Genomic DNA, 23354 nt, shown 5'->3' on the forward strand with positions numbered 1-23354 from the left:
TAAAGCCTTTTTCAGTAAAAAGCCTTGCCCACTTTAATGACAGGCAAGGCCAATATATTTTAATCGGGGATTCACCATTCAATACCCTTTTTTTTTACACATCAAACTTCCAGCTTACAATCCTAATTTAGCTTTTAACCGATCGATCCGGGCACCGAACAAACGATGGGCAAGTTTGCTTTTCAAGGAAAGAGCCGCATAAACGAGCGCTCCAAAAATTGCACAAACGGCCACGATCAAAATCGCCTGGAAGCGCCCTTCCGTTGTAAGCCATAGCGATAGTAAACTGTTCATGCCCCAGGCAGCCAGTCCCATTATTATTGAAAAAACTGATATTAAAACAGATCTCCTGATGGTAAGGCTGTAACGATATCCAGTAAAGTAGGTAATGACATACAAATTCAGCAGCACGGCAGCCAAGTAGCCGAATGCCGTAGCGTAAACGGATCCTTCCGTTTCAAACAACTTGATCAATGGGATATTCAAGCTCAATTTGATTAAAAAGCCCACAAGCAGGCTGAGCACTGTATATTTTTGCTGATTGATCCCTTGTAATACAGCTGCCGAAACGGAAAAAAGTGCAAACAAGATGGAAACGGGCGCATATGCCTTCAGGACACTGATTCCAAGTGGATCATGGCTGTAAAAGGCACTATAGATTGGATCGGCCAGCACAGACATGCCAACGACTGCTGGAATCGTAATGAACAACAAAATTTGAAAGGCTTGGTTCAGCTGGCGGTTGAACTCGTTTGAATCCTCGCTTACATATGCCTTCGTCACCGAAGGAAGAAGCGCCATCGAAAACCCGGTTGCAAGCGTCATCGGAATCAAGACAAGCTTCTGGGCATACACATTCAACACCCCTAGTGCATCCTCAGCAACATGCTGCAGCCCGATCGACGACATCGCCTTATTGAAAGACAATAAGTCAGCCAACTGAAACATTGGCATCGCGATTCCGACGAATATGAAAGGAATCGACGAAAGGAATATTTCTTTATAAATCTCCTTCAGGGAAATTTCCATCGTTCCCCTGTCTTTCTTCATCAAGCTGTCCAAATATGGTTTTTGTTTTTTCCAATACCAAAATAACACCACTAAACCGCCGACAGCCCCGACCGTCGCCGCGAAGGTAGCTATTTGGATGGCTCTCACTAACTCTCCGTCAAGGACATTCAAAACAACATACACACCGGCCAGAAGGAACACGATGCGGACAATTTGTTCGACAACCTGGGAAATGGCCGTTGGTTCCATCGCTTCATGCCCTTGAAAGAAGCCGCGGATGATGCTCATGAACGGTACAAAAATCAAGGCGAAGCTGACTGCCCTAATGATCTCCGTGACATCCGCAGCATCTTCCGGCTTGACCCCAAAGACTCCAGTAAACAGCGGGGCCATCGTATAGAGAATCAAAAAAGCGAGAAAACCGGTGATTACCATTAATTTCAGGCTCGATTTAAATAACTTCTCACCGACTGCGTATTCCTCGAGCGCATTATACTTCGAGATGAATTTAGATACTGCAAGCGGCATGCCTGCCGTTGCAAAGCTAATGAAAATGGTATATGGAACGTACCCATATTGATAGAGGGTAGCCCCTTTATTCCCAACCATATGTTCAAATGGGATGACATAAAATAAACCAAGAATCTTGGAAATGATCGCTCCCAGCGTTAATATAAAAGCCCCTTTTAAAAACTTAGATGACATCTAATCCCTTCCTGCCTCTGTCAGTTACGTTTCACACGCTCTTTATCTTATCATATTAAAGGATTTTTTCTATAGAAAACTACATTCAAGTTTATCGTTTTCGAAGATAATACACAAACAAATAATTCCTTTTTTTCTACATTCGCAATCTGACGGGCTCTTGCTATATAATGAAGGGACTGAAAATGATAAAGTGGTGATCAATTTGAAATATGATGTAGTGGTAATTGGCGGCGGTCCTTCCGGATTGATGGCAGCAATAGCAGCCGGGGAAAAAGGTGCCCATGTATTGTTAGTGGATAAAGGCGAGAAGCTTGGAAGGAAACTTGCAATCTCGGGCGGGGGACGCTGCAACGTGACGAACAGGCTCTCAATCGATGAAATCATTCAGCATATCCCTGGAAACGGGCGATTTCTATACAGTGCTTTCTCAGAGTTCAATAATGAGGACATTATTCAATTCTTTGAAAAATTGGGCGTCGCTCTAAAAGAAGAGGACCATGGCCGGATGTTTCCTGTCAATGATAAAGCGCAAAGCGTCGTGGATGCCCTTCTGACGCGCCTGTCGAATTTAAAAGTAACGATCTACAAGAACTCTCCAGTTGCGGAAGTCCTCTATGAACATGGAAAAACCAGCGGTGTCCGGTTAAAAGATGGCCAGACCATTGACACGGATGCAGTCGTGATTGCAGTCGGCGGGAAATCAGTTCCCCACACCGGTTCAACCGGAGACGGCTACGCATGGGCTAAAAAGGCAGGGCATACGATTACCGAATTGTTCCCGACTGAAGTTCCCGTTCTTAGCCATGAAACATTCATTAAAGATCGAACACTTCAAGGGCTCGCACTTCGCGATGTTTCATTGAGTGTCCTTAACCCAAAGGGCAAGGCTCTGATTACACATAGAATGGATATGCTCTTCACCCATTTTGGCGTCTCCGGTCCAGCTGTTCTAAGATGCAGCCAATTCGTCGTGAAAGCGATGAAGAAATGGAACCTGTCGGAAGTGACCATGAAACTCGATGCCCTGCCGGACCGAAACAAGGAAGAGGTTTTTCAAGACATCATGAAGGAAATAAAAGCCGAACCGAAAAAAGCCATTAAAAACACCTTAAAAGGTTTAGTTCCTGAACGATACCTTCACTTCCTGCTTGAGCGAAGCGGCATCGACCTTCAAGAGCAAGGGGCGACGATATCAAATGAAAAAATCCGCCGCTTTGCAGAGTTATGCAAGGACTTCCAATTCGGGGTGCACGGCACCCAGCCGCTAGAAAAAGCCTTCGTAACGGGCGGCGGCGTATCCGTCAAAGAAATACATCCAAAAGAAATGGCATCCAAACTAATGGACGGACTGTATTTCTGCGGTGAAATTCTGGATATACACGGATACACAGGCGGTTACAATATCACATCGGCATTAGTAACCGGCAGGCTCGCCGGCATGAATGCTGCCATGTCTGCCCGTTCATAATCCGTAAAAGAGGCTGATCCGCTTGGATCAGCCTCTTTTACTGCGATTTCGCAAGCCTATACATCGTGTTCGTTAGGCTTTGATTCTGGTGTAGGTGCTCTTGTTTTGGCCTTCACTGTACTTTTTCGACCGAACCCGCGCCCGCCACTGCTAGTCAGGCTATGCGTTTAAAATATTTCTGGATGATAGCGATATGCTTCGAGGTCAATGGTATTCCGGCCCGTGAATGTGATGCCTTCACTCTCGAGCATCGCCTTCTGGTGTTCTGCAGCGCCCTCCGCTTTTATGCCGATTTCACCTTTGGCATTGATCACACGGTGCCATGGAAGGTCATGTTTTTTACTGCTAGAATGAAGGATTCTTACGACCTGCCTTGCACCGCGCGGACTTCCGGCGAGCTGTCCTATTTGACCATATGTCATCACTTTACCGGAGGGGATTCGTTGTATGATATGAATGACCCGTTCAGTAAAACTTTCCAAATACCTCGCCCCTTTATTCTATCCGTTTGCTAAAATCGTGATTTTTTCATCGGTAATCAGGATTCCATGATGTTTGATCAAGTTTGTTTTAAGCTCGGCAGGCACTCTGCAGTCATCGTATGCACATACAGAAATCAATCCTCTTTCCTTGATCAATTTGTCGATCCCATTTTCATATTTGCCTATCGCAAAGCTGACTTGATCGTCATGGCCCCATTCAACATGGCCCCAAGTGCGGACGTGCTGATTGCGTTTAGTGTATGCATCGATATTTTCCAAGAAATAATCAACCATCGTCGAAGGATGGAAGTCTCCATGAAAACAATAAAAATCAAAATTATTCATAAGATGCACTTGCTCCAATTGCTCCTCATTTAAATGAAGCTGCAATTTCTTGTACACGAAAGGAAAGATGCGGTCGTTTTCGACGACCAGGATATGGTCTCCCTGTTGAACACCGGTAATGATGAAAGCTGCCTCATTCTCAATGTATGACTCCAATTCATTAAAACAGTATAAAATATGGCCACCATCCGACTGCTGTATATTTTCTATTAATTGTTTCATTTTATTATCCAAAATGAATCTCTCCTTTAATACACCAGTCCGTACTATGTATTATGTATAACTTTACCCATTATCTCCGTGTTTGTAAAATTCATGGAAGAATATAATCAGTTTTTCCTAATGTCATGTTAAGATCTGGTATTTAGTTGAGTCGAATTATGGCTGCTTTCAGTCCACTCTTAAAAAGACCTAGGCAGCCCAATCCGGCAGACTCCGTACTTCATGCATTTTCCCATTACTCTTAAATCACGGGATAATACGGCACATAGCGCGGGTTATAATAATATGGCGGTCTTGGTCCAATAAGCGGCAATTCAAAGGTATTTGGGTTGGAGTCATATAACAACTCCACCTTTTCATCCGATTGTTCGACCAATAACCACTTCACTTCTTCGCTATAATAATATGGCATATAGAGGCCTCCAAAAACTTTTTTCTCCCCTTCAGCATATTCGAGCCGCACGGCAACGAGCCCGTCCCGATACATGTTCTTCATGCACGGCATATGCCTGATCATCATAAAGTAATCCGACTAAATTCTTTATTAGGAGGACCCCTCATGGCAGAAGATAATAAAAAGAAATCATCCGGTAAAAGCTATCCCATGCATCCGAATTATGGGAAGATCACCCGTTATCAAGACGTACCCATCACGGTTCCGGAGCAACGCCAATTTCGCCAACCTGGTGTAGAAAAATTAATGGTGCCTAGACCCATCATCGAAAATCCCAATTATAGGGGCAGCGGGAAATTAACAGGTAAAGTCGTATTGATAACTGGCGGAGACAGTGGGATTGGCGCTGCGGCTGCCATCGCTTTTGCTAAAGAAGGGGCAGATGTTTCCATCGCTTATTTGGATGAACATGAGGATGCCAATCGGACTAAAACGAGAATTGAAGAGCTTGGGCAACGTTGCTTACTGCTGCCTGGGGACTTAAGGGATAAGCAGCAATGCATCGATATCGTGGAAGACACCATCGAAACATTTGGAAAGCTCGATATTCTTTGTAACCACGTGGGCATTCAATTTCAGCAATTAAGCTTGCTTGATATTACGGATGAGCAATTCGATGATACCTTTAAAGTGAATATCTATTCCCACTTCTACACGACGCGTGCTGCCCTTCCCCATTTAAAAGCTGGGTCCTCCATCATTAATACATCTTCTGTCGTGACGTTTAATGGGAATAAGCAATTAATAGATTATACGGCGACTAAAGGGGCCAACATTGGTTTTACCCGTGCCTTGGCAAACAGTCTTGTCGATCAAGGCATCCGGGTGAACGCCATTGCGCCCGGAAGGTTTTGGACACCCCTCATCCCGGCAAGTTTCTCGGCAGACGAAGTGACACAAGTAGATAATCCGATGGAGCGTCAAGGCCAGCCATTTGAACTGGCTCCCACCTTTGTCTATCTCGCCTCTGATGATTCCCGTTTTGTGACAGGACAAACACTTCATGTCAATGGCGGGGAAGCGACATCGTCCTAATTTCCACAACGAACATGCCCCCTTCCGAGGAAGTCCAGACGGAAAAAGACTACCTTTGATTGCCCGTCAGCAAGCAATAGGTAGTCCATTATTGATTATAGGGCCAGCCCGGCCTTTATTTTTTTTTATAGATGATCATCGCACTGAAACAGTAGATCTGTTCCTCTTCCTCTTCACCTGTAGTGGCGACATTGTATTTGATATCGACGATTTGATTATCACGAATGTCTTCCAGGAAAAAGTTCATTTCATCCTCTAGGTCCTTTTCATGCTCATAATCAAATAATTTCACTTGTATCATCGGCTCTCCCCGCCCTTTTACTATAATGATAGTTATTGTGCAGGATGCCCTTTTCACTTGATTTTTATACTTGATTTTTTAGTGAAGCGGATAATATTTTAACCACTTCATCCCCGACTTCCTCTGTAGAAGCTGCCCCGCCCATATCAGGAGTCAGCACCTTTTTATCGACCATCGCCTGTTCAATCACGTCCAACACTTTCGCACCCCAAACCTCATGTCCAAAGAAATCGAGAATCTGACTGGCAGACCATATGGCCGCAAGTGGATTGGCGATGCCTTGATGTGCTATATCCGGGGCTGAACCATGAATCGGTTCGAACATCGAAGGATAAATCCGTTCCGGGTTTAAATTGGCACCGGCCGCCAGTCCCATCCCGCCTGCAATGGCAGCACCTAAATCCGTTATGATGTCACCGAACAAATTGGAGGTGACAACGATTTGGAACCGTTCAGGCTGTTTGACAAAATACATGCTTGCCGCATCGACCAGATAGGAATTCGTTTCTACTTCCGGATACTCCTGTCCAATTTCTTCAAAAACCTGATCCCAAAAAACCATTGAATAATTCAATGCGTTCGCCTTGCTTATACTCGTTAGCGTCCTTCCCGTCTTGCGCGCAAGTTCATAAGCATAACGGATGATCCTCTCGGTTCCCTTTCGTGAAAAGACCCCCGTCTGCAGGACGACTTCTTCCGGCTTGCCTTTAAAAAGCCAATCACCAGCACCGGAATATTCCCCTTCACTGTTTTCACGGATGACAACCATATCGATTTGGTCACGAGTCACGTCTTTTAATGGACAGGGTGCACCTTGAAGCAATTTAACGGGTCGAACATTCACATATTGGTCAAATCCCTTTCTGATCTTCAGCAGAAGTTCACGTAAGGAAATATGGTCCGGGACACCAGGATAACCGACAGCCCCCAGATACACGGCGTCAAACTTCATCAGTTGTTCCAGTCCGTCGTCAGGCAGCATTTTGCCGTGCTCAAGGTAATATTCACAGCCCCATGGAAAATAGGTGAACTGGAAAGAAAAATCACCAGCATTGGCCGCCACTTCTTTAAGGACCTTTACACCCTCATTAATCACCTCAGGGCCAATCCCGTCACCCGCAATGACCGCAATTTTATGAACATTCATTCTCCAACTCTCCTTTTTTCTATATTTTCTGACTTCAGCACCCTAATTTTAACATAAAACGTTTGCATCCCCGTAAGTGAGGTTCATATAGAAAAAAGAGTCCTTTCATGATGAAAGGACTCTTTTTTTTCACGACTTCAAATATGCACGTCTTTCCGCATATTCACGGCATTGTGAACAAACCATGATCTTTTTTCTTTCTTCATTCAAATAAGCCGTCACATTCCTGGATTTACGCTTACAAAAGTAACAGGCCTTTTTGAAGAACTTCACTTAACGATGACTTCGCCGTCCCATTCAAGCATTCCGCCAACCATGTTTGCCACTTTATATCCTTGTTCCTGAAGATAATGGCATACATTTTCACTGCGGCGTCCTGAACGGCAGATAAAGATATATTCTTTTTCTTTATCAAAATAGTCAAGGTTCGCCGGGATATCATTCATGCGAATATGTTTCGCGCCTTCGATCATTCCCTCTTGCACTTCTTCGTCTTCACGAACATCGACAAGTTCCATCGCTTCTCCTGCCTCAAGCTTAGCTTCCACTTCTTCCGTTGTAATGATTTTGATTTCTTCCATAATTAGCACCTCGAATTATCGTTTGATTTATCTTTTTCATTATAGCAAAATTTCCAGTTAAACATCACGTAATGGATTCGCATATGCAAATTCCTCATGCACTGAATGGAAAAACGCCAGCGAAAATAATATTCGCCGGCGTTTTAAAAATCCGTATCAATGCTTGAATCCCAGTTGATATTGTTTAGGGATCTCCGTTTTTATATTCAAAGCTTTAGATGCTTCAAGTGCCCAATAAGGGTTTCGCAGCATTCCTCTGCCGATGGCGACCAAATCTGCTTCTTCATTGCCAATGATTGAATTTGCTAGAATCGGATCATCTAAACGACCTACAGCAATCACCGGAATATCCAAAGCTTTTTTGATTTCCCTGGCCAACGGAGTTTGATAGCTGGCATGGGTACCAGGACTTCCGTCTGCTCCAATCGGGCCTTCTCCTCCAGAGCTTACATGGAACATATCGACGCCTGCTTCTTTAAAGACTTGTGAAAATGCAATGCTTTCCTCAATACCATATCCGCCTTCAACGTATTCTTTTGCAGAAATGCGCATGATTAAAGGCATGTCGGCAGGCATTTCGCTTTTCACTGCTTTAATGACTTCCACTCCGAATTTAGTCAGGTCCCTTCCATATTCGTCATCACGTTTATTCGTAAGCGGTGATGTGAATTGGTGGATTAAATACCCGTGTGCACCATGTAATTCGATTACGTCAAACCCTGCTTGAACTGCCCTTCTGGCCGATGCCCGGAATTTATCGACCATTTCCTTCACTTCTTCCGTTTCTAAAGCCCTTGGTGTTTTATACGTTTCATCAAACGCAATGGCTGAAGGTGCCACCGGCGGTTCCGCATCCTCCGCTTTACGGCCTGCATGGGCAATTTGTATCCCGATTTTTGCACCGTATTGATGAACTTCCTTAACGATGTTGGAGAAAGCCCCAATTTGATCGTCGGACCACAATCCAAGATCGCGATTCGAAATGCGCCCATCAGGCTCCACATCGGTCATTTCCACTATAATTAACCCCGTGCCGCCAACTGCCCTGCTTACATAATGTTGCTGGTGCCAGTTCGTTGGTATACCATCTTCCGCTTCGACGGAGTATTGGCACATCGGCGGCATGACGATCCTATTTTTAAGTTCAAGTTCTTTTATGCGATAAGGTGAAAATAAATCATTCATCATTCTTCATCTCCTTTTTATATAATGTATGCACATGCATTTATATCATCCCAGTAATACTGTGTCAACTAATCGGATTTCCGAAGCTGTCAGTGTAAATTCCGATGCGAAATTCATAAAAAAAGAGAAAGACGGATATCCCGTCCGAGTTTGTAGACAAAAGGGGTTTTACCTAAAATTTCAAAACATAGTTGATTGGAGCGGGTGTGTGAGACTCCTGCGGGAATAGCGAGTCCAAGGGAGACCCCACAGGCGCAAGTGCGCCGAGGAGGCTCCCGGACCGCCCGCGGAAAGCGAGTGCCCTACGTTCCAATCAACGTCCAAATTTGTACAAGCAAAAAAATGTAGACAAACTCGATTACATAGAGTTTGTCTACATTCTGAGACGGATATCCCGTCCCTCTCCTTCCTACTAATTAAAAGTCGAAATTATCAGGATCTGGACCAACACGGTGATTCTGATTCAATCCATCAATTTGGTTCATTTCCTCTTCGGTCAATTCGAAATCGAATACAGTTGAGTTTTCGACAATACGATGTTCTTTAGTTGATTTCGGAATTGTTACAATCCCATTTTGTAAATCCCAGCGTAAAATGACTTGTGCAACAGATTTGCCATGCTTGGTTGCAATAGCTTGTAAAACCTCATTATCAAGAAGTTCACCTTGCATCAAAGGAGACCATGCTTCAAGTTGTATTCCTTGTTCCTTACAGAATGCCTGAACTTCTTTTTGAGTTAAACGCGGATGGCATTCCACTTGATTGACCATCGGCTTCACTTCTGCATCTTCCATCAAATCTTTTAGGTGGTGAATCTGGAAATTGCTCACACCGATCGCTTTCACTTTTCCTTCTTTATATAGAGTTTCCAACGCTCTCCAAGCTTCTTTATATTTCCCTTCCACTGGCCAATGGATAAGATATAAATCCAGGTACTCCAAGCCAAGTTTCTGTAAGCTTTTTTCGTAAGCTGCAATTGTCGATTCATAGCCTAAATCGGCATTCCAGACTTTGGATGTTACGAATAAGTCTTCCCTTGAGATTCCAGCTTCTTTTAAGCCCTCACGAATCCCTTGTCCGACCCCATCTTCATTTTCATAAATGGCAGCCGTATCGATGCTGCGATAACCATGTTTAATGGCCACTTTAACTGCATTTACCAGCTCCGGTCCTTCTTCCACCTTAAATACGCCCAATCCGAACCAAGGCATTTTGACGCCGTTATGCAATGTAGTTGTATCTTGTAAGTTTTTCACCATAATACTCTACCTCCAAATGATTGTTTTTATAGATTGTAATGCGCTTTAAGTATCAGTATCATTACATCCCTTCAGGGAACCTTCCATCATTCGCTGAAGGGATGCAATGATTCTTTTCATTGATACCCTATACGCATAGCATACTTTTTCTAAAATGCATCACTTTTTTAACCCTATGCTATTTTGTCCGTTCCCTTGGTACGGTCTTTACTTTCCAGGGCCCGGCTCCATCCTGTTAAAATCACTGCTGCAAACACCATGACTCCACCTATCCACGCTGTATGGATCAATCCGATCGAATCCGTTATCACCCCTCCTAAGTAGGCACCAATGGCGATACCCGCATTGAAGGCGGCAATATTGATGGCTGACGCCACGTCCACTGCACTTGGCACGAAACGCTCCGCTAACATGACGACATACACTTGAAGCCCAGGAACATTCATGAATGCAAACAATCCCATTAAAATGATCGTAATTAAACCAGCTACCTTGAACGGTGCCGTGAAAGTAAACACCACAAGTACAATGGCCTGAATAAGAAACATATAGAATAGGGCATTAATAGGATTGCGATTGGCGAATTTCCCGCCAAGGGTATTTCCTATCGCTATGGCTACTCCATATATTAACAAAATCAAGGCCACAGTTCCTTCTTTAAACCCTGTCACTTCCTGAAGTAATGGCGACAGGTACGTGAAGACAACGAATGTACCGCCATACCCTAACGCTGTAATGATAAATACTAGCAGCAAACGCCCATTCGTCACCAATTTGATTTGGTCACGGAAAGTGGTCCGTGCCGCTTTTCTTAAATCTGATGGGACTAGGATGCCGTTTCCGATGAAAGCGATCAAGCCGATTGCCACAATGATGATGAAAGCGAATCTCCAGCCGAATTGCTGACCGATGAAGGTTCCAAAAGGAACTCCGGTCACCGTTGCCACCGTCAGACCTGTAAACATGATGGCGATGGCACTCGCCCTGCGGTTTTCAGGGACCAAATCAGCGGCAATCGTAGCGCCGATTGACATGAAGATACCATGTGCAAGCGCTGAAATGACACGCGCGATCAATAATACACCGACCGTGGTCGCAGAAGCCGCTAATGCATTTCCGATAATGAACACGACCATTATCCAAAGCAATAAAGTCTTACGCGACATATTCGATGTCAGTGATGTCAGGATAGGTGCCCCGAACATGACCCCCAAAGCGTATAAGGACACCGTCAGTCCCGCCGTCGTCACTGTAATGTGTAAATCCTTAGAAATGAGTGGTAATAATCCCACGCTGATGAACTCAGTTGTTCCAATCGCAAAGGCACTGATCGCCAAAGCCAGCAATGCCCATGTACTTCTATTTTTATTTGAAATCATATCCTCTTCTCCTTCTTGTCGTTTTGTACTATCATTGAAATTGCCTGAGCAACTTTTTTTATAAATGGTACAGTGGAATTCGGTGTGCAAATGTTATTATGAGATATAATACAAATAAAAAACAGTACGTACTTTAAAGTGATATAGGCACTTTTTAGTACCTATAATGTAAGGAGAGTATGCAAATCATGCAAAAAAAGAAATACAATATATCCGTTGAAGCGACACTTGAAGTAATGGGCGGAAAATGGAAATGCGTGATCCTCTGCCATCTGACCCACGGGAAAAAGCGGACTAGTGAATTGAAGCGCCTTATGCCGAACATCACCCAAAAAATGTTGACCCAACAGTTAAGGGAGTTGGAAAAGGACGAAGTCATCAACCGGATCGTTTACAACCAAGTCCCTCCAAAAGTGGAATATGAACTTAGTGAGTATGGAAAAAGCCTGGAAAGTATCCTATCCGCACTATGTACATGGGGGGAACACCACATAACAAGGGTGTATGGTGATAAGTTTTCCGTTCTCGAGGAAAGTGTCTTGAATGATCAATTAAAGTAATCCCAAATGAAAAAGATTAGCGCAATGGCTAATCTTTTTTTGTTTATAAAGACTTAACTAATGGCTCTTTTCGTAAAGATTGTTGTTTTTAAAACGAAACTATTTAAGGTTGATTGGAGCGGATGTGCGAGACTCCTGCGGGAGCAGCGGGACAGGTGAGACCCCACAGGCGTTTACGCCGAGGAGGCTCACCGCCCGCACCAAGGAAAGCGAGCATCTGGAGGGGAAATCAACAACAACTCACTACCTGGTAAATAGCAAACAAAGTATGTGAAAACAGCCTAACGAATAATGAAAACTTCTCCTTCGAAAGAGCTACCTGTTTTATTCCCCTCTTTATTTTTGGTATAATATGTAAAGGTAAACATTTAAATTTTTTATTTTGTAATCGACGAAGTATAATAGGGAAACCAAGGAGTGACATATGAAAGTCTTATTAGAATTGTTACGCATCATATTAATATTCGGGATAGCCGGAACAATCATTTCGGCCATTGTAAACGGCATATATATAAACTTGGGAGTGACTCAGTATGGCTGGCTAGGCTCGATTGCGATACTGCTTTTATTATTCGTCTGGTATAGAAATAAACTTCAGTTCAGTGGCTGGTATTCGGGAAAAGGGAAGGAAAAGCTTCCAAAAATGGTCTCGCAAACACTCATTATGTGTTCACTATTTTTGTTAGGTGTCCCACCTGTTTTAAGTATGCTGCAGACGGTCTTTCATTAATCGGGATTCTATATCCTGGATAGAGCAGGAGTGAACGATTTGCGTAAATTGTTTAATATTGTGGTCCTCATACTCCTACTCTCTGGATTATGGTATGGATATGGTAAAGATATTCAGGAATCTGGATTCAAAGCGGGGGTTAGTGCCTTTGCATCAGATGTTCGTTCATTTATAAACGGGCCCCAGGTTACGACAGCCTTGGAAAAACTGAGTACTGGAGTCAGCAGCCTGATTGGCTCGCTGACGGAAACATTGGATACCGCTTCTGAAAAAGAATCTCAGGAAACGGAAAAAGTGAAAAAACCGGCACTGGAAGCACCTGCTGATGCATCCTTTTCAGTCCGTAATATCGAAATTGGCGACACGAAGGATGATGTAGAAAAAATGGCCGGTAAAGCTAAGCGGAATACGCGGAATGAATATGGCGTGGACTGGTTTGCCTATCACGAAAATTATCAAAACTTCTTCATGGTTGCCTACGATAACAACAATAAAGTTGTTGGTTTATATACGAACCAAGATTTGATTTCCTCAAAGGAAGGCATTAAACGCGGTACACCCAAAGAAACCGTGACGGGGAAAATGGCGGAGCCAGTAACAAAACTGCTTAAAGGAAACGTCTATTACCAGATTCGAAGTGACGGCGGCGAATACGATATGTTCGAAATGGATAATAGCTATGTGACCATTTTTTATGACAAACATGAGAAAAATACAGTCACGGCAATCCAAATCATCGACGCAAAACTCGAAAAGCAAAAGAGCGGCTATTTTGCAGAAGCCGGCCCCGAATTAAAGAAGGGCTTTGAATATCAATTATTCGATTTGACCAATGCATCACGGGTCAATCATGATCTCTCCGTACTAACATGGGATAAACGAGTGAAGGTCACCGCCCAGGATCATAGTGCAGATATGGCCGTGAATCAATACTTCAACCATACAAACCTTGATGGGGAATCCCCTTTTGACCGGATGGAAGATGACAAAATCAAATTCCGAATGGCGGGGGAAAACCTGGCTGCCGGTCAGAATAGCAGTATCTTTGCCCATGAAGGCCTAATGAATTCCATTGGACACAGGGAAAACAAATTACAGAAAGATTTTGAATCCCTCGGTGTCGGAGTTGCCTTCGATGAGGAAAATAAACCATATTATACAGAGAACTATTTGACGAAATAAGAAAAAGCTGTGCATGGAAAATCCTGCACAGCTTTTTTTCAGATGCCTGTTTTAAATCACCAAACGAATAATCCAACAACCATGGCACTTAACAGGGAAACAGCCATCCCGCTAACCAACAGCTTCCAAACATTCCTTCCGATAATGTTCGATTTCTCATCATTGAGGATGGAATTGAATGTTCCGTAGATCATGCCCACTGTACTGAAGTTGGCAAATGACGTCAAATAAGTGACAGCCACGGCTACTGTATGCGGAGGCAGTGTACTGACTTTATCCTTTAAATCGAGCAAGGCAACGAACTCATTCGTGGCAAGCTTGATTCCCATCAATTGAGCGACATACATGGCATCATGTCCAGTTAATCCTAGCAGGAATGCAAATGGACTAAAAATGACAGAGAAAATCTTTTGAATGGTCAATCCATCCACGAAGAAGCCGAAAATGCCGTTTACGCTAGCCGTCAACGCCACATAGCCGATAACCATTGCCATGATGACGAAGACCATTTTGGCCCCAACCAACATACTGTTGGAAATGGTGGAAAAGAAATCTTTACGTTCCTCTTTAGGAGGTACATAAACGACGTCTTCTTCTTTACTGACATCGACGGGATTCAGCATATTAGCTATCAGCAAGGCATTTAAGCAGTTCAAAGGTATCGCTACAAAAACATAGGTTGCCGGTACCATGGACAGGTAGGCTCCAATGATTGAACCGCTGATGCTGCTCATGCTCATGATTCCAAATGTCAAAAGACGCTGATCCTTAATCGCACTAAGTTGAAGGCGGAGTACGGCAAGTGCCTCGGTATTTCCGAGGAACATCATTTGAATCGAAAAGAAACTTTCAAGTTTCGGCAAACCGGATACTTTTGAAATGAGCCATCCCACTTTATCAATGATCCACGTAAGTATACCGAAATACGATAAAACATCAAAAAACGTGATAATGAAGATAATCGGCATCAATGCGCTGAAAAAGAAATCCACTTGTTCATTTGCCATAAGCGAAGGAAAGACAAAAGAAATCCCTTCATTCGCACATTCAATCAACCAGGTGAAGAATGAAGCGATCAGATTGATGACCCACGCCCCTATTTTTGTCGATAACATGAACCAAGTGATAAGCAATTCAAGAACCAGCAAGGTAAGAATGGCTTTCCACTTAACGTTCCTTTTATTAGGTGAACAAAGGTAAACGATGCCCATTACAACTAAAACACCTAGTATATTCAATAAGAAATACATGCTTTCATCCCCTTTAGCTATATCATTTCCCATTCGTTTTTTTTATATAAAAAGCCCTCACCTTTTTACACCTTCAGCCAGCAAGAAAGTGTGAAAAAGCAAGAGCTTTCATCGAAGCATGTTTTTTAGGATCAAGCTTTTTTCAAGCGAACCAACATTAACCTGTTCATCTCTTCTATTTTCATACTTCCTTGTAGTCCGGCATTACGGCTGCCAGGTAGAAACTATCAGACCATTGTCACTGATATTATACAAGGATATTTTTTAAATAAATTTCTCAGGAAAGATATCATTTTAAATCAGTTTATTTTTAATTACAATACGTTTTAAAGTTGTTATATTAATATAAATTTTTTGAAAACAGTCTATAAAGTCTCCGAAGGGCCAATTTGGGTAATACTTATGAAGGAGCCGACTAAAACTATAAACGGCCCACTCTAAAGAGGCCCATTACTTCTCCTTTATTGGAAATAAGGACGTGAATTTTTGTGGATTTTTTTAGTAGCCAGGAAACTCTTACTGCAATCCAGTGGATTTTAAGAGCCATTATTTCCTTCTTCTTCTTGCTTCTTTCGGTTAAATTGATGGGGCAACGGTCCATTTCGCAGTTAAGATTACTTGATTTCATAATGGCTTTAATTCTTGGAAACATTCTTGCCCACCCTTTATCTGATGAACGGTTAGGTTTGAAGGGCTCCATGATAACAACCAGTGTATTGGTCATTTTATATATAATTAGTGTGTTTGCAGGCCTTAAGTGGGGAAAACTCCGAAGTTTTTTTGACTCAGACCCCTTTCCGCTTATCGAAAATGGACAAATCATTTACAAAAGCTTAGCAAGGGCCAGAATCTCCATCGATGTTTTATTATCGGAATTAAGAAAGGAAAAAGTCGAAGATATTCAAAAAGTATCCCTCGCGCTATGGGAACCGGACGGTACCATTTCATTGTTTTTAGATCCCCAATATGAAGCAGTAACCCCAGCAGATATGCACCTGGAAACAAATGCCTTCACTTTTCCTAAAACGATTATTAAAGAGGGAAAGATTGATTCTAAAGAATTGAACCGGGGCGGTAAAGAAGAAGCATGGCTGAAAAACAGAATCAAAATAACATATAATGCCGACGTGAACGATATTTTATTGGCAACTCTTGATAATAACGATACCTTAAAGGTCTTTTTCTACAAATAGATTTGCAGCCAAAATAAAATCCCCTCAAGTATAGTGTAAAGCCTACTTACGACTGTAAGCTTTTTACACGTTCAACAAAAGGGGATCAAATATATCGCTTATTACTCCGACCAATTCAGTGTATTCAAGAACTTATACACATCTTCATACACCTGTTCACGTTCCTTGCCCAATGTGATAATATGGCCAGACTTTTCATACCAAATCAAGTGTTTATGCTGTGTATCGACTTCATTGAAAATCGCTGTAGCACTCTCCGTATAGTCGGGATCATCCAAACGCCCTTGCAGAACAAGAGTTGGAGATGTGATTAAATCTAAATTTTCACCTGTCTCATTTATAATGTTCAACACATCTTTTAGTTGAGGCATTGGCTCTTCTTCAAGCAACTTCACTTCTGCAGCAATTTGGTCTGCATCTTTGCCCTCAAACTTCTTATACGCCTGTGCATAATTGAGCAAGCGGTTCTTTTGTCGATCGATACTTTTTCCTTGCGTCGGAGCGCACATTGAAACTACCCCTTTTACAGGCAATTCAATTCCCACTTTTAATGAGAACACTCCCCCTAAAGAAATTCCTACAACTGCAATTTCCTCATAGCCTTCTTCTTTTAGGAAATTATAGCCATTAACTACATCTCCCCACCATTCCTTTGGACCAGTTTTAGCAAGTTCCTCGGCTGATACTCCGTGCCCACTATAAAGAGGTCCGTGGCAAGTATAGTCGAGATCATTTAAGTACTTCCCTAATTTCTTCATATCTCCTGTACTTCCGGTAAACCCGTGAAGCAGAAGAACTGCTCTCTTTCCACCTATATATGTGAATGACTCAGGTGCTTTCACTTTCATCTATCTAGGACCTTCTTTCTTTGCTCTTGTTGATAAATAGAATCTAAATGATTTTCGAAAAAAAATCAATTAATACCCCTTGAGTAGTGATTCTTCTATCCTATTCCGTATTTTCATTAAAACAATTAAATCATATATATAGTATCCTTACCACACTCTTCACAACTCATCCGTTCCGAAGCACATTTTACTATGATTAAATTTATTTAGCAATCGTCATTTAACCATTTTTTTTAAGAAAAGTAAAATGCACCTTGTGATACGATGTACAACGTATTACACTTTAAAAATGAAAAGGAGGAGATTTTATATGGATAAAGAATTAATGAAGGGAAGCATTGACCTCCTTTTGCTTTCACTTCTATCGCAAAAAAAGCTTTACGGCTATGAAATAACGAAAATCCTGAAGCAAATGAGCAAGGGCAACTATGAAATAAGTGAAGGCACCCTCTACCCTGCCCTTAAACGATTAGAAAAAAAAGAATTCATAAAAGGACATTGGAAAGAGTCCGAATCAGGCCGCAGGAAATATTATCATGTCACCGAAAATGGGCAAACCGAACTTGAGCGGAAACGCGAATGCTTTTTCTTCCTGGAAAAATTAGTTCGAAAAAGCTCAGAGCAATTCTAAACCAAATAAAAAGCTTCCTGCACTTAATGGAACGGCCCAGGAAGCTTTTTTTGCTGTTTTACTCGTGAGTTTCGTACTTTTACTCGTGAATTCGCGCTGTTTACTCATGAGTTTCGCACTTTTACTCGTGAGTTTTGCTCTATTACTCGTGAATTCGCTGTTTACTCGTGAGTTTCGCACTTTTACTCGTGATTTCGGACTGTTTACTCGTGAGTTTCGTACTTTTACTCGTGAATTCGCACTGTTTACTCGTGAGTCACTTCAATCACGCAAAAAAGGACCTAATCAGGTCCTTTTTTTGTCTATTCCTTTATGCTTGCGATAATTGGCGCAGGAGAGCTTCATGCATTCCCCTTGTACATGCGGGCCATATTTTTCACGAAAGGCCTCGAGGCAATAGCATTTTTCTTCTTCTTTTTTGGTTCCATCCATCAAGTGCATCCCTCCTAGCATTTAACTGGAGACTACACGTTTCTCCAGTTCTACGTTGATTCGCCCCAACAATATGGCACCAATGGACTGAATGATCGTTTTAACGATGATTTGGCCGATGACCGCAGCGGGTACCGCTTCCCATGGCAATATATTGGCACCCAGAGGACTTAGGCCAATCACGACAAATATCACCGAATCGAAAAATCCTCCAACGATTCCGCTGTAAAACACCCTCCAACTCATCGGGAGCTTTAAACGGGTATAAATCTCCGTATCCGCTGTTTCTGCGACCACGAAGGATAATGCGGAAGCAAACACAATCAGTAACGTATCTCCTAATAAAAATGATACACATGCAGATAAAATAAGTGCAGTGACGATGCATATATAGGTCTTTGCGCGGCCGAATTTATTCTGGACCAGATCTCGGAAGATGAAGGTTCCCCCGATGAGCAATGTCCCCATCGGGATGATGAACATGCCAAAATGTAATGGCGCAAAAGCTGCTGTAACCACATTCGCCGTGATGATGGATACTAAATACAATAAAATTCTTAACATTTCTTAATTCTCCTTATACAGAAAAAACAGCACCCTAAGAAAGAGCCCTGTTCTCCTTAGTTTTTTTGAGAGGGTAGCTAGAACCTCTTCCGCCCAGGCGGATTATCATTTTCCTTATTCATCGTAGCTTGAAAGCGGTTGGAAATCAAGAAGTTTCCATACCGTCGATTTTAGTATGTTTTCGCGGATACCGATTGATTTAGCCATTTACTTCAATGGCCCTGTTTCCCCCTTTGCCGATTTCTGTCGCTTAAAACTGCTTGACCGGCTGTATATAAAAGCCGAAAATCAAAGATAGAGTTCTGTACCTTATTTGGCGAGGAGAAAAAAGAATGATGAAAAAAACTACGTTTTGTCTATCCTATTTATATCGCAACCACACCAGAGAAGCTTTGGGAAGCCTTGACGAGTGGTGAAGTCACGGAGAAATACCACTTCGGATTACAAGTACTGTCTGACTGGCAAGAAGGGTCGGCCGTTAAATATTTGCTGGATGATGGGCGGATTACCGATCATGGGCATGTACTTAAATGCGAGCCGTTGCACCTGCTCTCGTTTACATGGATCATGGCAGGAGACGAAACACCTCGCGAGCAGCCTACACGGGTCACTTTTGAATTACTGAAAATGGACGATTCGACTGTGAAGTTAACTCTTAGGCATGAGGAGCTATTGGAGACAGATTTCGTCTATGATGACAATACCTTTGAAGGCTTGAATAATGGATGGCCAGCCCTTTTAAGTAACCTGAAGAGCTTGCTTGAAACTGGACGGACCCTGCCGCCCATATCAGTAGACTGGGATAATTAAACGGAAACTATAAAAACAAATCGAAAGAGAGTTGAGTTAGTTATGGATACTCAAATAATCACGAAATTCAAGATCGTCAAGCCAACGAATGAAGTGTTTGAAGCCATAGTGAATCCTGAAAAAATCGGGAATTTCTGGTTCTCATCGAGTTCGGAAAGATGGGAAAAAGGCCGGACGCCTACATTGAGATACAACGAATACGATGCTGAAGTGGTCATTCATGTATTGGAAATAGAGGAAAATAGGAAAATCGTGTTTGCATGGGGCGGAAATGATCAAGAAACGATTGTTGCCATTACACTAAAAAAGTTGGATAAAACGAGTACGATCATTGAAGTGAACGAATCAGGATTGAGTGAGGACGATCCTGACATAATAAACAAAATGATCGGACAAAAAGAAGGTTGGGTATATACATTAACCTGTTTAAAGGGTTATTTAGAAAATGGCGTCACTACTTTGAGAGCATCATTAGTTTTTTAATAAATTGCATAAACCCTCAATAAACTGGGGTTTATCCTTTGCAACACTGGTGAAACAAATGGCATAATCCCACTTAAAAACAGTACTTTATAGTTCAACCCAATAATTGACATTTAAAAATCCGTGAGCTATCATCCTAATTAACCAGTGGTCAATTAATAAGGAGGTGATAAGATGTCGCCAAGGAAATCGGCAGGTCAAGAATTATCCAGGGACATGGTGTTGAATGAAGCTAGAAACCTTTTTGCAGCGTTAGGGTATTCGAATGTCTCGATGAGGCAATTGGCTAAATCATTGGATTGCAGCCATGGAGCCATTTATTATCATTTTAAAAACAAGGCGGAAATATTTTATAGTTTGGTGAAAACGGATTTTTCCGTTTTAAATTCTTCAATCGATGATATCATTCTGTCGGAAAATGACCCTTCCGTAAAAATGGAAAAGATTTTATTGTGCTTCTTGGAGTTCGGTTTAACCCAACAGAATCATTATTCCATCATGTTTTTATCGAAGGAAAAAGAAATTCAGCAGTTACTCCAATTCGATTCTAATAAAACATACGAAAAGCTAATCCAGTCCTTGACGGTTCTAACGGACAACAAACTGAATCCTGCATCCATTTGGTCGATTTTTCTTTCTCTTCACGGATTCATAACTTTTTACATTAATTCTGAACTATCTTATCAAGATGTAAAAGGTTTAGCCTATTTTCATGTAAAAAATATCACCAAGAACATCATATAATTTTTTCGGAAATTATTGACCAATGGTCAATTAAACTTTGGAGGTTATGAAATGGTGAAGAAATTCCTTCATATTGAAGGACTTATGGTCCTTTTAGCAGTGATTTACATCTATTCGTTATATGAATTCAGCTGGTGGATTTTCCTTTTGTTGATTTTGTCCCCTGATGTTTCCATGCTGGCCTATCTGATCAATGACCGGATTGGAGCAAAGGTTTATAACACATTCCATACTTATATCGTGTCCATCCTCATGATTTTGTTAGCCATATTCCTAAAGTCGGATGCATGGGTGATGATTGGTTTAATTTGGACCGCACATATTGGAATGGATCGCTTATTCGGATATGGCCTTAAATACACATCATCCTTCAAAGCTACACACATGCAAAGGTTGTAATAAGCTTAAAAGGCAGTGTGATTAAACATCACACTGCCTTTACTTTACACACCCCGCTTGTTACCCCATATATAGGTATGCAGCTGGGGCAGGACTTTCACATCATTCAATTGATCATCCGCTATCACTTTATCAATTAACTCTTCGTACTTCTTCAATAGGCGGCTGATCAATTGACGATCATCCGCCGTCCTGCTGTCGTCATTGCCGACCTGCAGATAAAAAGGAATATCCGGGTAACGCCCATGTACATGTTTGGCATATTGATAATCTTCCTCGTTAAAGACGACGATCTTCAATGAAACATGGTTTTCTGGATTTCGATTGGCAAGATTCGAGATGATTTGGTCAAGTACGGTAAAGTCCGTGTCCATTCCAGAGCTCGGCGGCTTAGGTGAGATAGTCAGTTCATCAATATCGAGAAACCAATCCTGCCAGCGGCTCCCTTGTGTTTCGACCCCTATTTTCATTTTATTTTCATGTAAGATCGCTATCAAGCCGTTTAGGTTTTTCAGCAGGGCCGGGTTCCCCCCAGATATCGTCACGAAGGAAAAACCGGAACCCCCAATTCGCTTCAGCTCATCCCATATTTCATCGGCAGTCATCTGAACGGTCTCTTCCTTCCCTGTGCCATCCCAAGTAAAAGCGGAATCACACCAGGAACATGAATAATCGCAGCCAGCCGTCCGAACGAACATGGTTTTTTGACCAATGACCATTCCCTCTCCTTGGATGGTCGGCCCGAAGATTTCCATTACCGGAAGTTTACTCACTTTCCATCCACTCCCGTCTGGCTTCGGCATAGCTTGTCGGCGTTTCGTACAGTCGAACAAATTCGACTCTTGCACCCTCATATTCTTTTAATGAAAGGGCTTCGGCCATTTTTTCATAAATCCAGACTACCATATTTTCAGCTGTTGTATTCATGAGCGGCAGGGTTTCATTCAAATAACGATGATCCAGGTGGATTTCGATTTCATTTTTCCAGATATCCTTGATGTCCCCAAAATCTATCATCAACCCGCGTGAATCCGTATACCCGCTCAATCCGAAAATGACTTTATACGTGTGGCCATGCAGGTTCTTGCATTTCCCTTCATAGTCATGCAGGTGGTGCGCCGCGTCAAAGGTGAATTCCTTACTCACGAGAACCCTCTTGTTTGTATACTTCAATTGGCTGCGCTGAATATCTTCATCTATTTTTTGGAGTTTATCCACTATCTTAAAACCGTACATCATGAAAGCACCTTCCGTCTGCTTACATAGTCATCCAGCCCTTTTTTCCGCAGATTGCATGCCGGACAATCTCCACAGCCATTGGAGATGATTCCGTTATAGCAAGTCAGGGTCTTTTCGCGGACAAAGTCGAACGCGCCAAGCTGGTCAGCAAGCTCCCATGTTTCCTCTTTATTAAGCCACATTAGCGGCGTATCAATCACGAATGACTGGTCCATCGATAAGTTCAAGGTCACATTCAACGATTTAATGAATACATCGCGGCAGTCAGGATATCCGCTGAAATCCGTTTCACAGACTCCTGTGACAATATGTTTAGCGCCAATCTGACTCGCCAGCACTCCGGCAAACGAAAGGAACAGCAAATTCCTCCCTGGCACGAACGTCGACGGCAGCTCCCCTTCTTCTCCGTCCGCCACTGCGATATCACTTCTCGTCAATGCATTCGGTGCCAGTTGGTTCAGCAGCGACATGTCAAGGATATGATGGTTCACACCCAATTCCTTGGCAATGTTTTGAGCGCATTCGATTTCCAAGCTATGCCGCTGATTATAATCGAACGTCACCGCTTCCACTTCCTCAAATCTCTCCAATGCCCAAAACAGGCACGTCGTACTGTCCTGTCCTCCGCTAAACACAACCACTGCCTTTTCTTTCTTCTTCATTTCTATAAAACTCCTTTTTACGGAAAAAAACAGCACCCTAAGAATAGAGC

At 42.5% G+C, this 23354-nt stretch carries 28 protein-coding genes and 2 riboswitches; of the genes, 11 read left to right on the forward strand and 17 right to left on the reverse strand.

The genetic code is table 11. The annotated features are described in order from the left end of the window. Positions 1-114 precede the first annotated feature (114 nt). Complete coding sequence (locus tag NYE65_RS05690; protein WP_098186010.1) at positions 115-1716, reverse strand: putative polysaccharide biosynthesis protein; 1602 nt, start codon at positions 1714-1716, stop codon at positions 115-117. Between the two features lie 205 nt (positions 1717-1921). On the opposite strand from NYE65_RS05690, the gene NYE65_RS05695 reads away from it, so the two are divergent. Beyond that, positions 1922-3187 (forward strand): BaiN/RdsA family NAD(P)/FAD-dependent oxidoreductase, encoded by a 1266-nt coding sequence (locus tag NYE65_RS05695; RefSeq protein WP_034309353.1) that lies wholly within the window; start codon positions 1922-1924, stop codon positions 3185-3187. Positions 3188-3354: 167 nt separating this feature from the next. Here NYE65_RS05695 and NYE65_RS05700 read toward each other — a convergent pair whose 3' ends face one another. The 3 genes from NYE65_RS05700 to NYE65_RS05710 form a co-directional block, all read right to left on the reverse strand. Next, a complete protein-coding gene (locus NYE65_RS05700) occupies positions 3355-3609 on the reverse strand; it encodes an MGMT family protein (protein WP_053537337.1) in 255 nt (84 codons plus the stop codon). A 78-nt stretch (positions 3610-3687) separates the two neighbouring features. Next, positions 3688-4248, reverse strand: a complete 561-nt coding sequence (locus tag NYE65_RS05705) for an MEDS domain-containing protein (protein ID WP_340860012.1) — start codon at positions 4246-4248, stop codon at positions 3688-3690. A gap of 229 nt (positions 4249-4477) precedes the next feature. Further along, positions 4478-4648, reverse strand: coding sequence for a hypothetical protein (locus tag NYE65_RS05710; protein WP_164855101.1), 171 nt, complete (start codon positions 4646-4648; stop codon positions 4478-4480). 147 nt (positions 4649-4795) lie between these two features. On the opposite strand from NYE65_RS05710, the gene NYE65_RS05715 reads away from it, so the two are divergent. Beyond that, on the forward strand, positions 4796-5725 hold the full coding sequence (locus NYE65_RS05715; protein ID WP_328176364.1) for an SDR family oxidoreductase: 930 nt from the start codon (positions 4796-4798) through the stop codon (positions 5723-5725). A 115-nt stretch (positions 5726-5840) separates the two neighbouring features. On the opposite strand, the gene NYE65_RS05720 is transcribed toward NYE65_RS05715, so the two are convergent. The 6 genes from NYE65_RS05720 to NYE65_RS05745 all read right to left on the reverse strand — a co-directional run bounded on the left by NYE65_RS05720 (position 5841) and on the right by NYE65_RS05745 (position 11577). Continuing rightward, complete coding sequence (locus NYE65_RS05720) at positions 5841-6026, reverse strand: sporulation protein Cse60 (protein ID WP_048682016.1); 186 nt, start codon at positions 6024-6026, stop codon at positions 5841-5843. Between the two features lie 64 nt (positions 6027-6090). Further along, positions 6091-7173, reverse strand: a complete 1083-nt coding sequence (locus NYE65_RS05725; protein ID WP_328110236.1) for a tartrate dehydrogenase — start codon at positions 7171-7173, stop codon at positions 6091-6093. A gap of 269 nt (positions 7174-7442) precedes the next feature. Then, positions 7443-7754, reverse strand: coding sequence for a rhodanese-like domain-containing protein (locus NYE65_RS05730; protein WP_034309364.1), 312 nt, complete (start codon positions 7752-7754; stop codon positions 7443-7445). Positions 7755-7910: 156 nt separating this feature from the next. Next, on the reverse strand, positions 7911-8939 hold the full coding sequence (locus tag NYE65_RS05735) for an NADH:flavin oxidoreductase/NADH oxidase (protein WP_340862090.1): 1029 nt from the start codon (positions 8937-8939) through the stop codon (positions 7911-7913). A gap of 416 nt (positions 8940-9355) precedes the next feature. Continuing rightward, positions 9356-10198 (reverse strand): aldo/keto reductase, encoded by an 843-nt coding sequence (locus NYE65_RS05740; RefSeq protein ID WP_340860013.1) that lies wholly within the window; start codon positions 10196-10198, stop codon positions 9356-9358. 173 nt (positions 10199-10371) lie between these two features. Then, positions 10372-11577, reverse strand: coding sequence for an MFS transporter (locus NYE65_RS05745; RefSeq protein WP_096337977.1), 1206 nt, complete (start codon positions 11575-11577; stop codon positions 10372-10374). 188 nt (positions 11578-11765) lie between these two features. Here NYE65_RS05745 and NYE65_RS05750 point away from each other — a divergent pair, with 188 nt between their 5' ends. The 3 genes from NYE65_RS05750 (at position 11766) to NYE65_RS05760 (ending at position 14049) form a co-directional block, all read left to right on the forward strand. Then, positions 11766-12137, forward strand: coding sequence for a winged helix-turn-helix transcriptional regulator (locus NYE65_RS05750; protein ID WP_268592729.1), 372 nt, complete (start codon positions 11766-11768; stop codon positions 12135-12137). Positions 12138-12561: 424 nt separating this feature from the next. Beyond that, a complete protein-coding gene (locus NYE65_RS05755; RefSeq protein WP_239858626.1) occupies positions 12562-12867 on the forward strand; it encodes a hypothetical protein in 306 nt (101 codons plus the stop codon). 30 nt (positions 12868-12897) lie between these two features. Further along, complete coding sequence (locus NYE65_RS05760) at positions 12898-14049, forward strand: CAP domain-containing protein (RefSeq protein ID WP_340860014.1); 1152 nt, start codon at positions 12898-12900, stop codon at positions 14047-14049. Positions 14050-14105: 56 nt separating this feature from the next. On the opposite strand, the gene NYE65_RS05765 is transcribed toward NYE65_RS05760, so the two are convergent. After that, complete coding sequence (locus tag NYE65_RS05765) at positions 14106-15299, reverse strand: nucleoside transporter C-terminal domain-containing protein (RefSeq protein WP_096337980.1); 1194 nt, start codon at positions 15297-15299, stop codon at positions 14106-14108. A 174-nt stretch (positions 15300-15473) separates the two neighbouring features. Next, positions 15474-15574, reverse strand: a riboswitch (purine riboswitch). Positions 15575-15787: 213 nt separating this feature from the next. On the opposite strand from NYE65_RS05765, the gene NYE65_RS05770 reads away from it, so the two are divergent. Next, complete coding sequence (locus NYE65_RS05770) at positions 15788-16492, forward strand: DUF421 domain-containing protein (RefSeq protein WP_340860015.1); 705 nt, start codon at positions 15788-15790, stop codon at positions 16490-16492. Positions 16493-16593: 101 nt separating this feature from the next. Here the strand turns inward: NYE65_RS05770 and NYE65_RS05775 are convergent, their stop codons facing one another. After that, on the reverse strand, positions 16594-17340 hold the full coding sequence (locus NYE65_RS05775; protein ID WP_034309382.1) for an alpha/beta hydrolase: 747 nt from the start codon (positions 17338-17340) through the stop codon (positions 16594-16596). Positions 17341-17650: 310 nt separating this feature from the next. On the opposite strand from NYE65_RS05775, the gene NYE65_RS05780 reads away from it, so the two are divergent. Further along, the gene (locus NYE65_RS05780) at positions 17651-17971 is read left to right on the forward strand and encodes a PadR family transcriptional regulator (protein WP_034309385.1); all 321 of its coding nucleotides are present in this window, start codon (positions 17651-17653) and stop codon (positions 17969-17971) included. 285 nt (positions 17972-18256) lie between these two features. On the opposite strand, the gene NYE65_RS05785 is transcribed toward NYE65_RS05780, so the two are convergent. Both NYE65_RS05785 and NYE65_RS05790 read right to left on the reverse strand, forming a co-directional pair. After that, the gene (locus NYE65_RS05785; RefSeq protein WP_230136613.1) at positions 18257-18406 is read right to left on the reverse strand and encodes a hypothetical protein; all 150 of its coding nucleotides are present in this window, start codon (positions 18404-18406) and stop codon (positions 18257-18259) included. An 18-nt stretch (positions 18407-18424) separates the two neighbouring features. Further along, positions 18425-18967, reverse strand: a complete 543-nt coding sequence (locus NYE65_RS05790; protein WP_054399952.1) for a VUT family protein — start codon at positions 18965-18967, stop codon at positions 18425-18427. 50 nt (positions 18968-19017) lie between these two features. After that, a riboswitch (PreQ1 riboswitch) is annotated at positions 19018-19060 on the reverse strand. 276 nt (positions 19061-19336) lie between these two features. Between NYE65_RS05790 and NYE65_RS05795 the strand changes: the two genes are divergently transcribed. The 4 genes from NYE65_RS05795 (at position 19337) to NYE65_RS05810 (ending at position 21403) form a co-directional block, all read left to right on the forward strand. Then, a complete protein-coding gene (locus NYE65_RS05795; protein ID WP_340862091.1) occupies positions 19337-19777 on the forward strand; it encodes an SRPBCC domain-containing protein in 441 nt (146 codons plus the stop codon). A gap of 42 nt (positions 19778-19819) precedes the next feature. Beyond that, positions 19820-20260, forward strand: coding sequence for an SRPBCC family protein (locus NYE65_RS05800; protein ID WP_340860016.1), 441 nt, complete (start codon positions 19820-19822; stop codon positions 20258-20260). A gap of 174 nt (positions 20261-20434) precedes the next feature. Beyond that, entirely contained in the window at positions 20435-21004 is a 570-nt protein-coding gene (locus tag NYE65_RS05805) for a TetR/AcrR family transcriptional regulator (protein ID WP_340860017.1), read from the forward strand. Between the two features lie 51 nt (positions 21005-21055). Then, complete coding sequence (locus tag NYE65_RS05810; protein ID WP_340860018.1) at positions 21056-21403, forward strand: DUF4260 domain-containing protein; 348 nt, start codon at positions 21056-21058, stop codon at positions 21401-21403. 44 nt (positions 21404-21447) lie between these two features. Here the strand turns inward: NYE65_RS05810 and queE are convergent, their stop codons facing one another. The 3 genes from queE to queC are packed head-to-tail and all read right to left on the reverse strand — an operon-like array spanning position 21448 to position 23304. After that, entirely contained in the window at positions 21448-22176 is a 729-nt protein-coding gene (queE, locus tag NYE65_RS05815) for a 7-carboxy-7-deazaguanine synthase QueE (RefSeq protein WP_340860019.1), read from the reverse strand. Next, complete coding sequence (gene queD, locus NYE65_RS05820) at positions 22169-22639, reverse strand: 6-carboxytetrahydropterin synthase QueD (RefSeq protein WP_034309398.1); 471 nt, start codon at positions 22637-22639, stop codon at positions 22169-22171. The genes queE and queD overlap by 8 nt, the downstream gene beginning before the upstream one ends. Next, a complete protein-coding gene (queC, locus tag NYE65_RS05825; protein WP_239858648.1) occupies positions 22639-23304 on the reverse strand; it encodes a 7-cyano-7-deazaguanine synthase QueC in 666 nt (221 codons plus the stop codon). The genes queD and queC overlap by 1 nt, the downstream gene beginning before the upstream one ends. Between the last annotated feature and the right edge of the window lie 50 nt (positions 23305-23354).

Origin of the sequence: Peribacillus sp. FSL R5-0717 (genome assembly GCF_038002945.1) — a bacterium.
Taxonomy (GTDB): Bacteria; Bacillota; Bacilli; order Bacillales; family DSM-1321; genus Peribacillus; species Peribacillus frigoritolerans.

What these genes read in the sequence shown, in the direction of transcription:
- queC (WP_239858648.1), bottom strand. Translation starts at nt 23,304, where the DNA reads ATGAAGAAGAAAGAAAAGGCAGTGGTTGTGTTTAGCGGAGGACAGGAC.
- queD (WP_034309398.1), bottom strand. Translation starts at nt 22,639, where the DNA reads ATGTACGGTTTTAAGATAGTGGATAAACTCCAAAAAATAGATGAAGAT.
- NYE65_RS05715 (WP_328176364.1), top strand. Translation starts at nt 4,796, where the DNA reads ATGGCAGAAGATAATAAAAAGAAATCATCCGGTAAAAGCTATCCCATG.
- NYE65_RS05745 (WP_096337977.1), bottom strand. Translation starts at nt 11,577, where the DNA reads ATGATTTCAAATAAAAATAGAAGTACATGGGCATTGCTGGCTTTGGCG.
- NYE65_RS05720 (WP_048682016.1), bottom strand. Translation starts at nt 6,026, where the DNA reads ATGATACAAGTGAAATTATTTGATTATGAGCATGAAAAGGACCTAGAG.
- NYE65_RS05690 (WP_098186010.1), bottom strand. Translation starts at nt 1,716, where the DNA reads ATGTCATCTAAGTTTTTAAAAGGGGCTTTTATATTAACGCTGGGAGCG.
- NYE65_RS05710 (WP_164855101.1), bottom strand. Translation starts at nt 4,648, where the DNA reads ATGCCATATTATTATAGCGAAGAAGTGAAGTGGTTATTGGTCGAACAA.
- NYE65_RS05800 (WP_340860016.1), top strand. Translation starts at nt 19,820, where the DNA reads ATGGATACTCAAATAATCACGAAATTCAAGATCGTCAAGCCAACGAAT.
- NYE65_RS05730 (WP_034309364.1), bottom strand. Translation starts at nt 7,754, where the DNA reads ATGGAAGAAATCAAAATCATTACAACGGAAGAAGTGGAAGCTAAGCTT.
- NYE65_RS05725 (WP_328110236.1), bottom strand. Translation starts at nt 7,173, where the DNA reads ATGAATGTTCATAAAATTGCGGTCATTGCGGGTGACGGGATTGGCCCT.
- NYE65_RS05765 (WP_096337980.1), bottom strand. Translation starts at nt 15,299, where the DNA reads ATGTATTTCTTATTGAATATACTAGGTGTTTTAGTTGTAATGGGCATC.
- NYE65_RS05780 (WP_034309385.1), top strand. Translation starts at nt 17,651, where the DNA reads ATGGATAAAGAATTAATGAAGGGAAGCATTGACCTCCTTTTGCTTTCA.
- NYE65_RS05775 (WP_034309382.1), bottom strand. Translation starts at nt 17,340, where the DNA reads ATGAAAGTGAAAGCACCTGAGTCATTCACATATATAGGTGGAAAGAGA.
- NYE65_RS05755 (WP_239858626.1), top strand. Translation starts at nt 12,562, where the DNA reads ATGAAAGTCTTATTAGAATTGTTACGCATCATATTAATATTCGGGATA.
- NYE65_RS05740 (WP_340860013.1), bottom strand. Translation starts at nt 10,198, where the DNA reads ATGGTGAAAAACTTACAAGATACAACTACATTGCATAACGGCGTCAAA.
- NYE65_RS05750 (WP_268592729.1), top strand. Translation starts at nt 11,766, where the DNA reads ATGCAAAAAAAGAAATACAATATATCCGTTGAAGCGACACTTGAAGTA.
- NYE65_RS05735 (WP_340862090.1), bottom strand. Translation starts at nt 8,939, where the DNA reads ATGAATGATTTATTTTCACCTTATCGCATAAAAGAACTTGAACTTAAA.
- NYE65_RS05700 (WP_053537337.1), bottom strand. Translation starts at nt 3,609, where the DNA reads ATGACATATGGTCAAATAGGACAGCTCGCCGGAAGTCCGCGCGGTGCA.
- NYE65_RS05805 (WP_340860017.1), top strand. Translation starts at nt 20,435, where the DNA reads ATGTCGCCAAGGAAATCGGCAGGTCAAGAATTATCCAGGGACATGGTG.
- NYE65_RS05790 (WP_054399952.1), bottom strand. Translation starts at nt 18,967, where the DNA reads ATGTTAAGAATTTTATTGTATTTAGTATCCATCATCACGGCGAATGTG.
- NYE65_RS05810 (WP_340860018.1), top strand. Translation starts at nt 21,056, where the DNA reads ATGGTGAAGAAATTCCTTCATATTGAAGGACTTATGGTCCTTTTAGCA.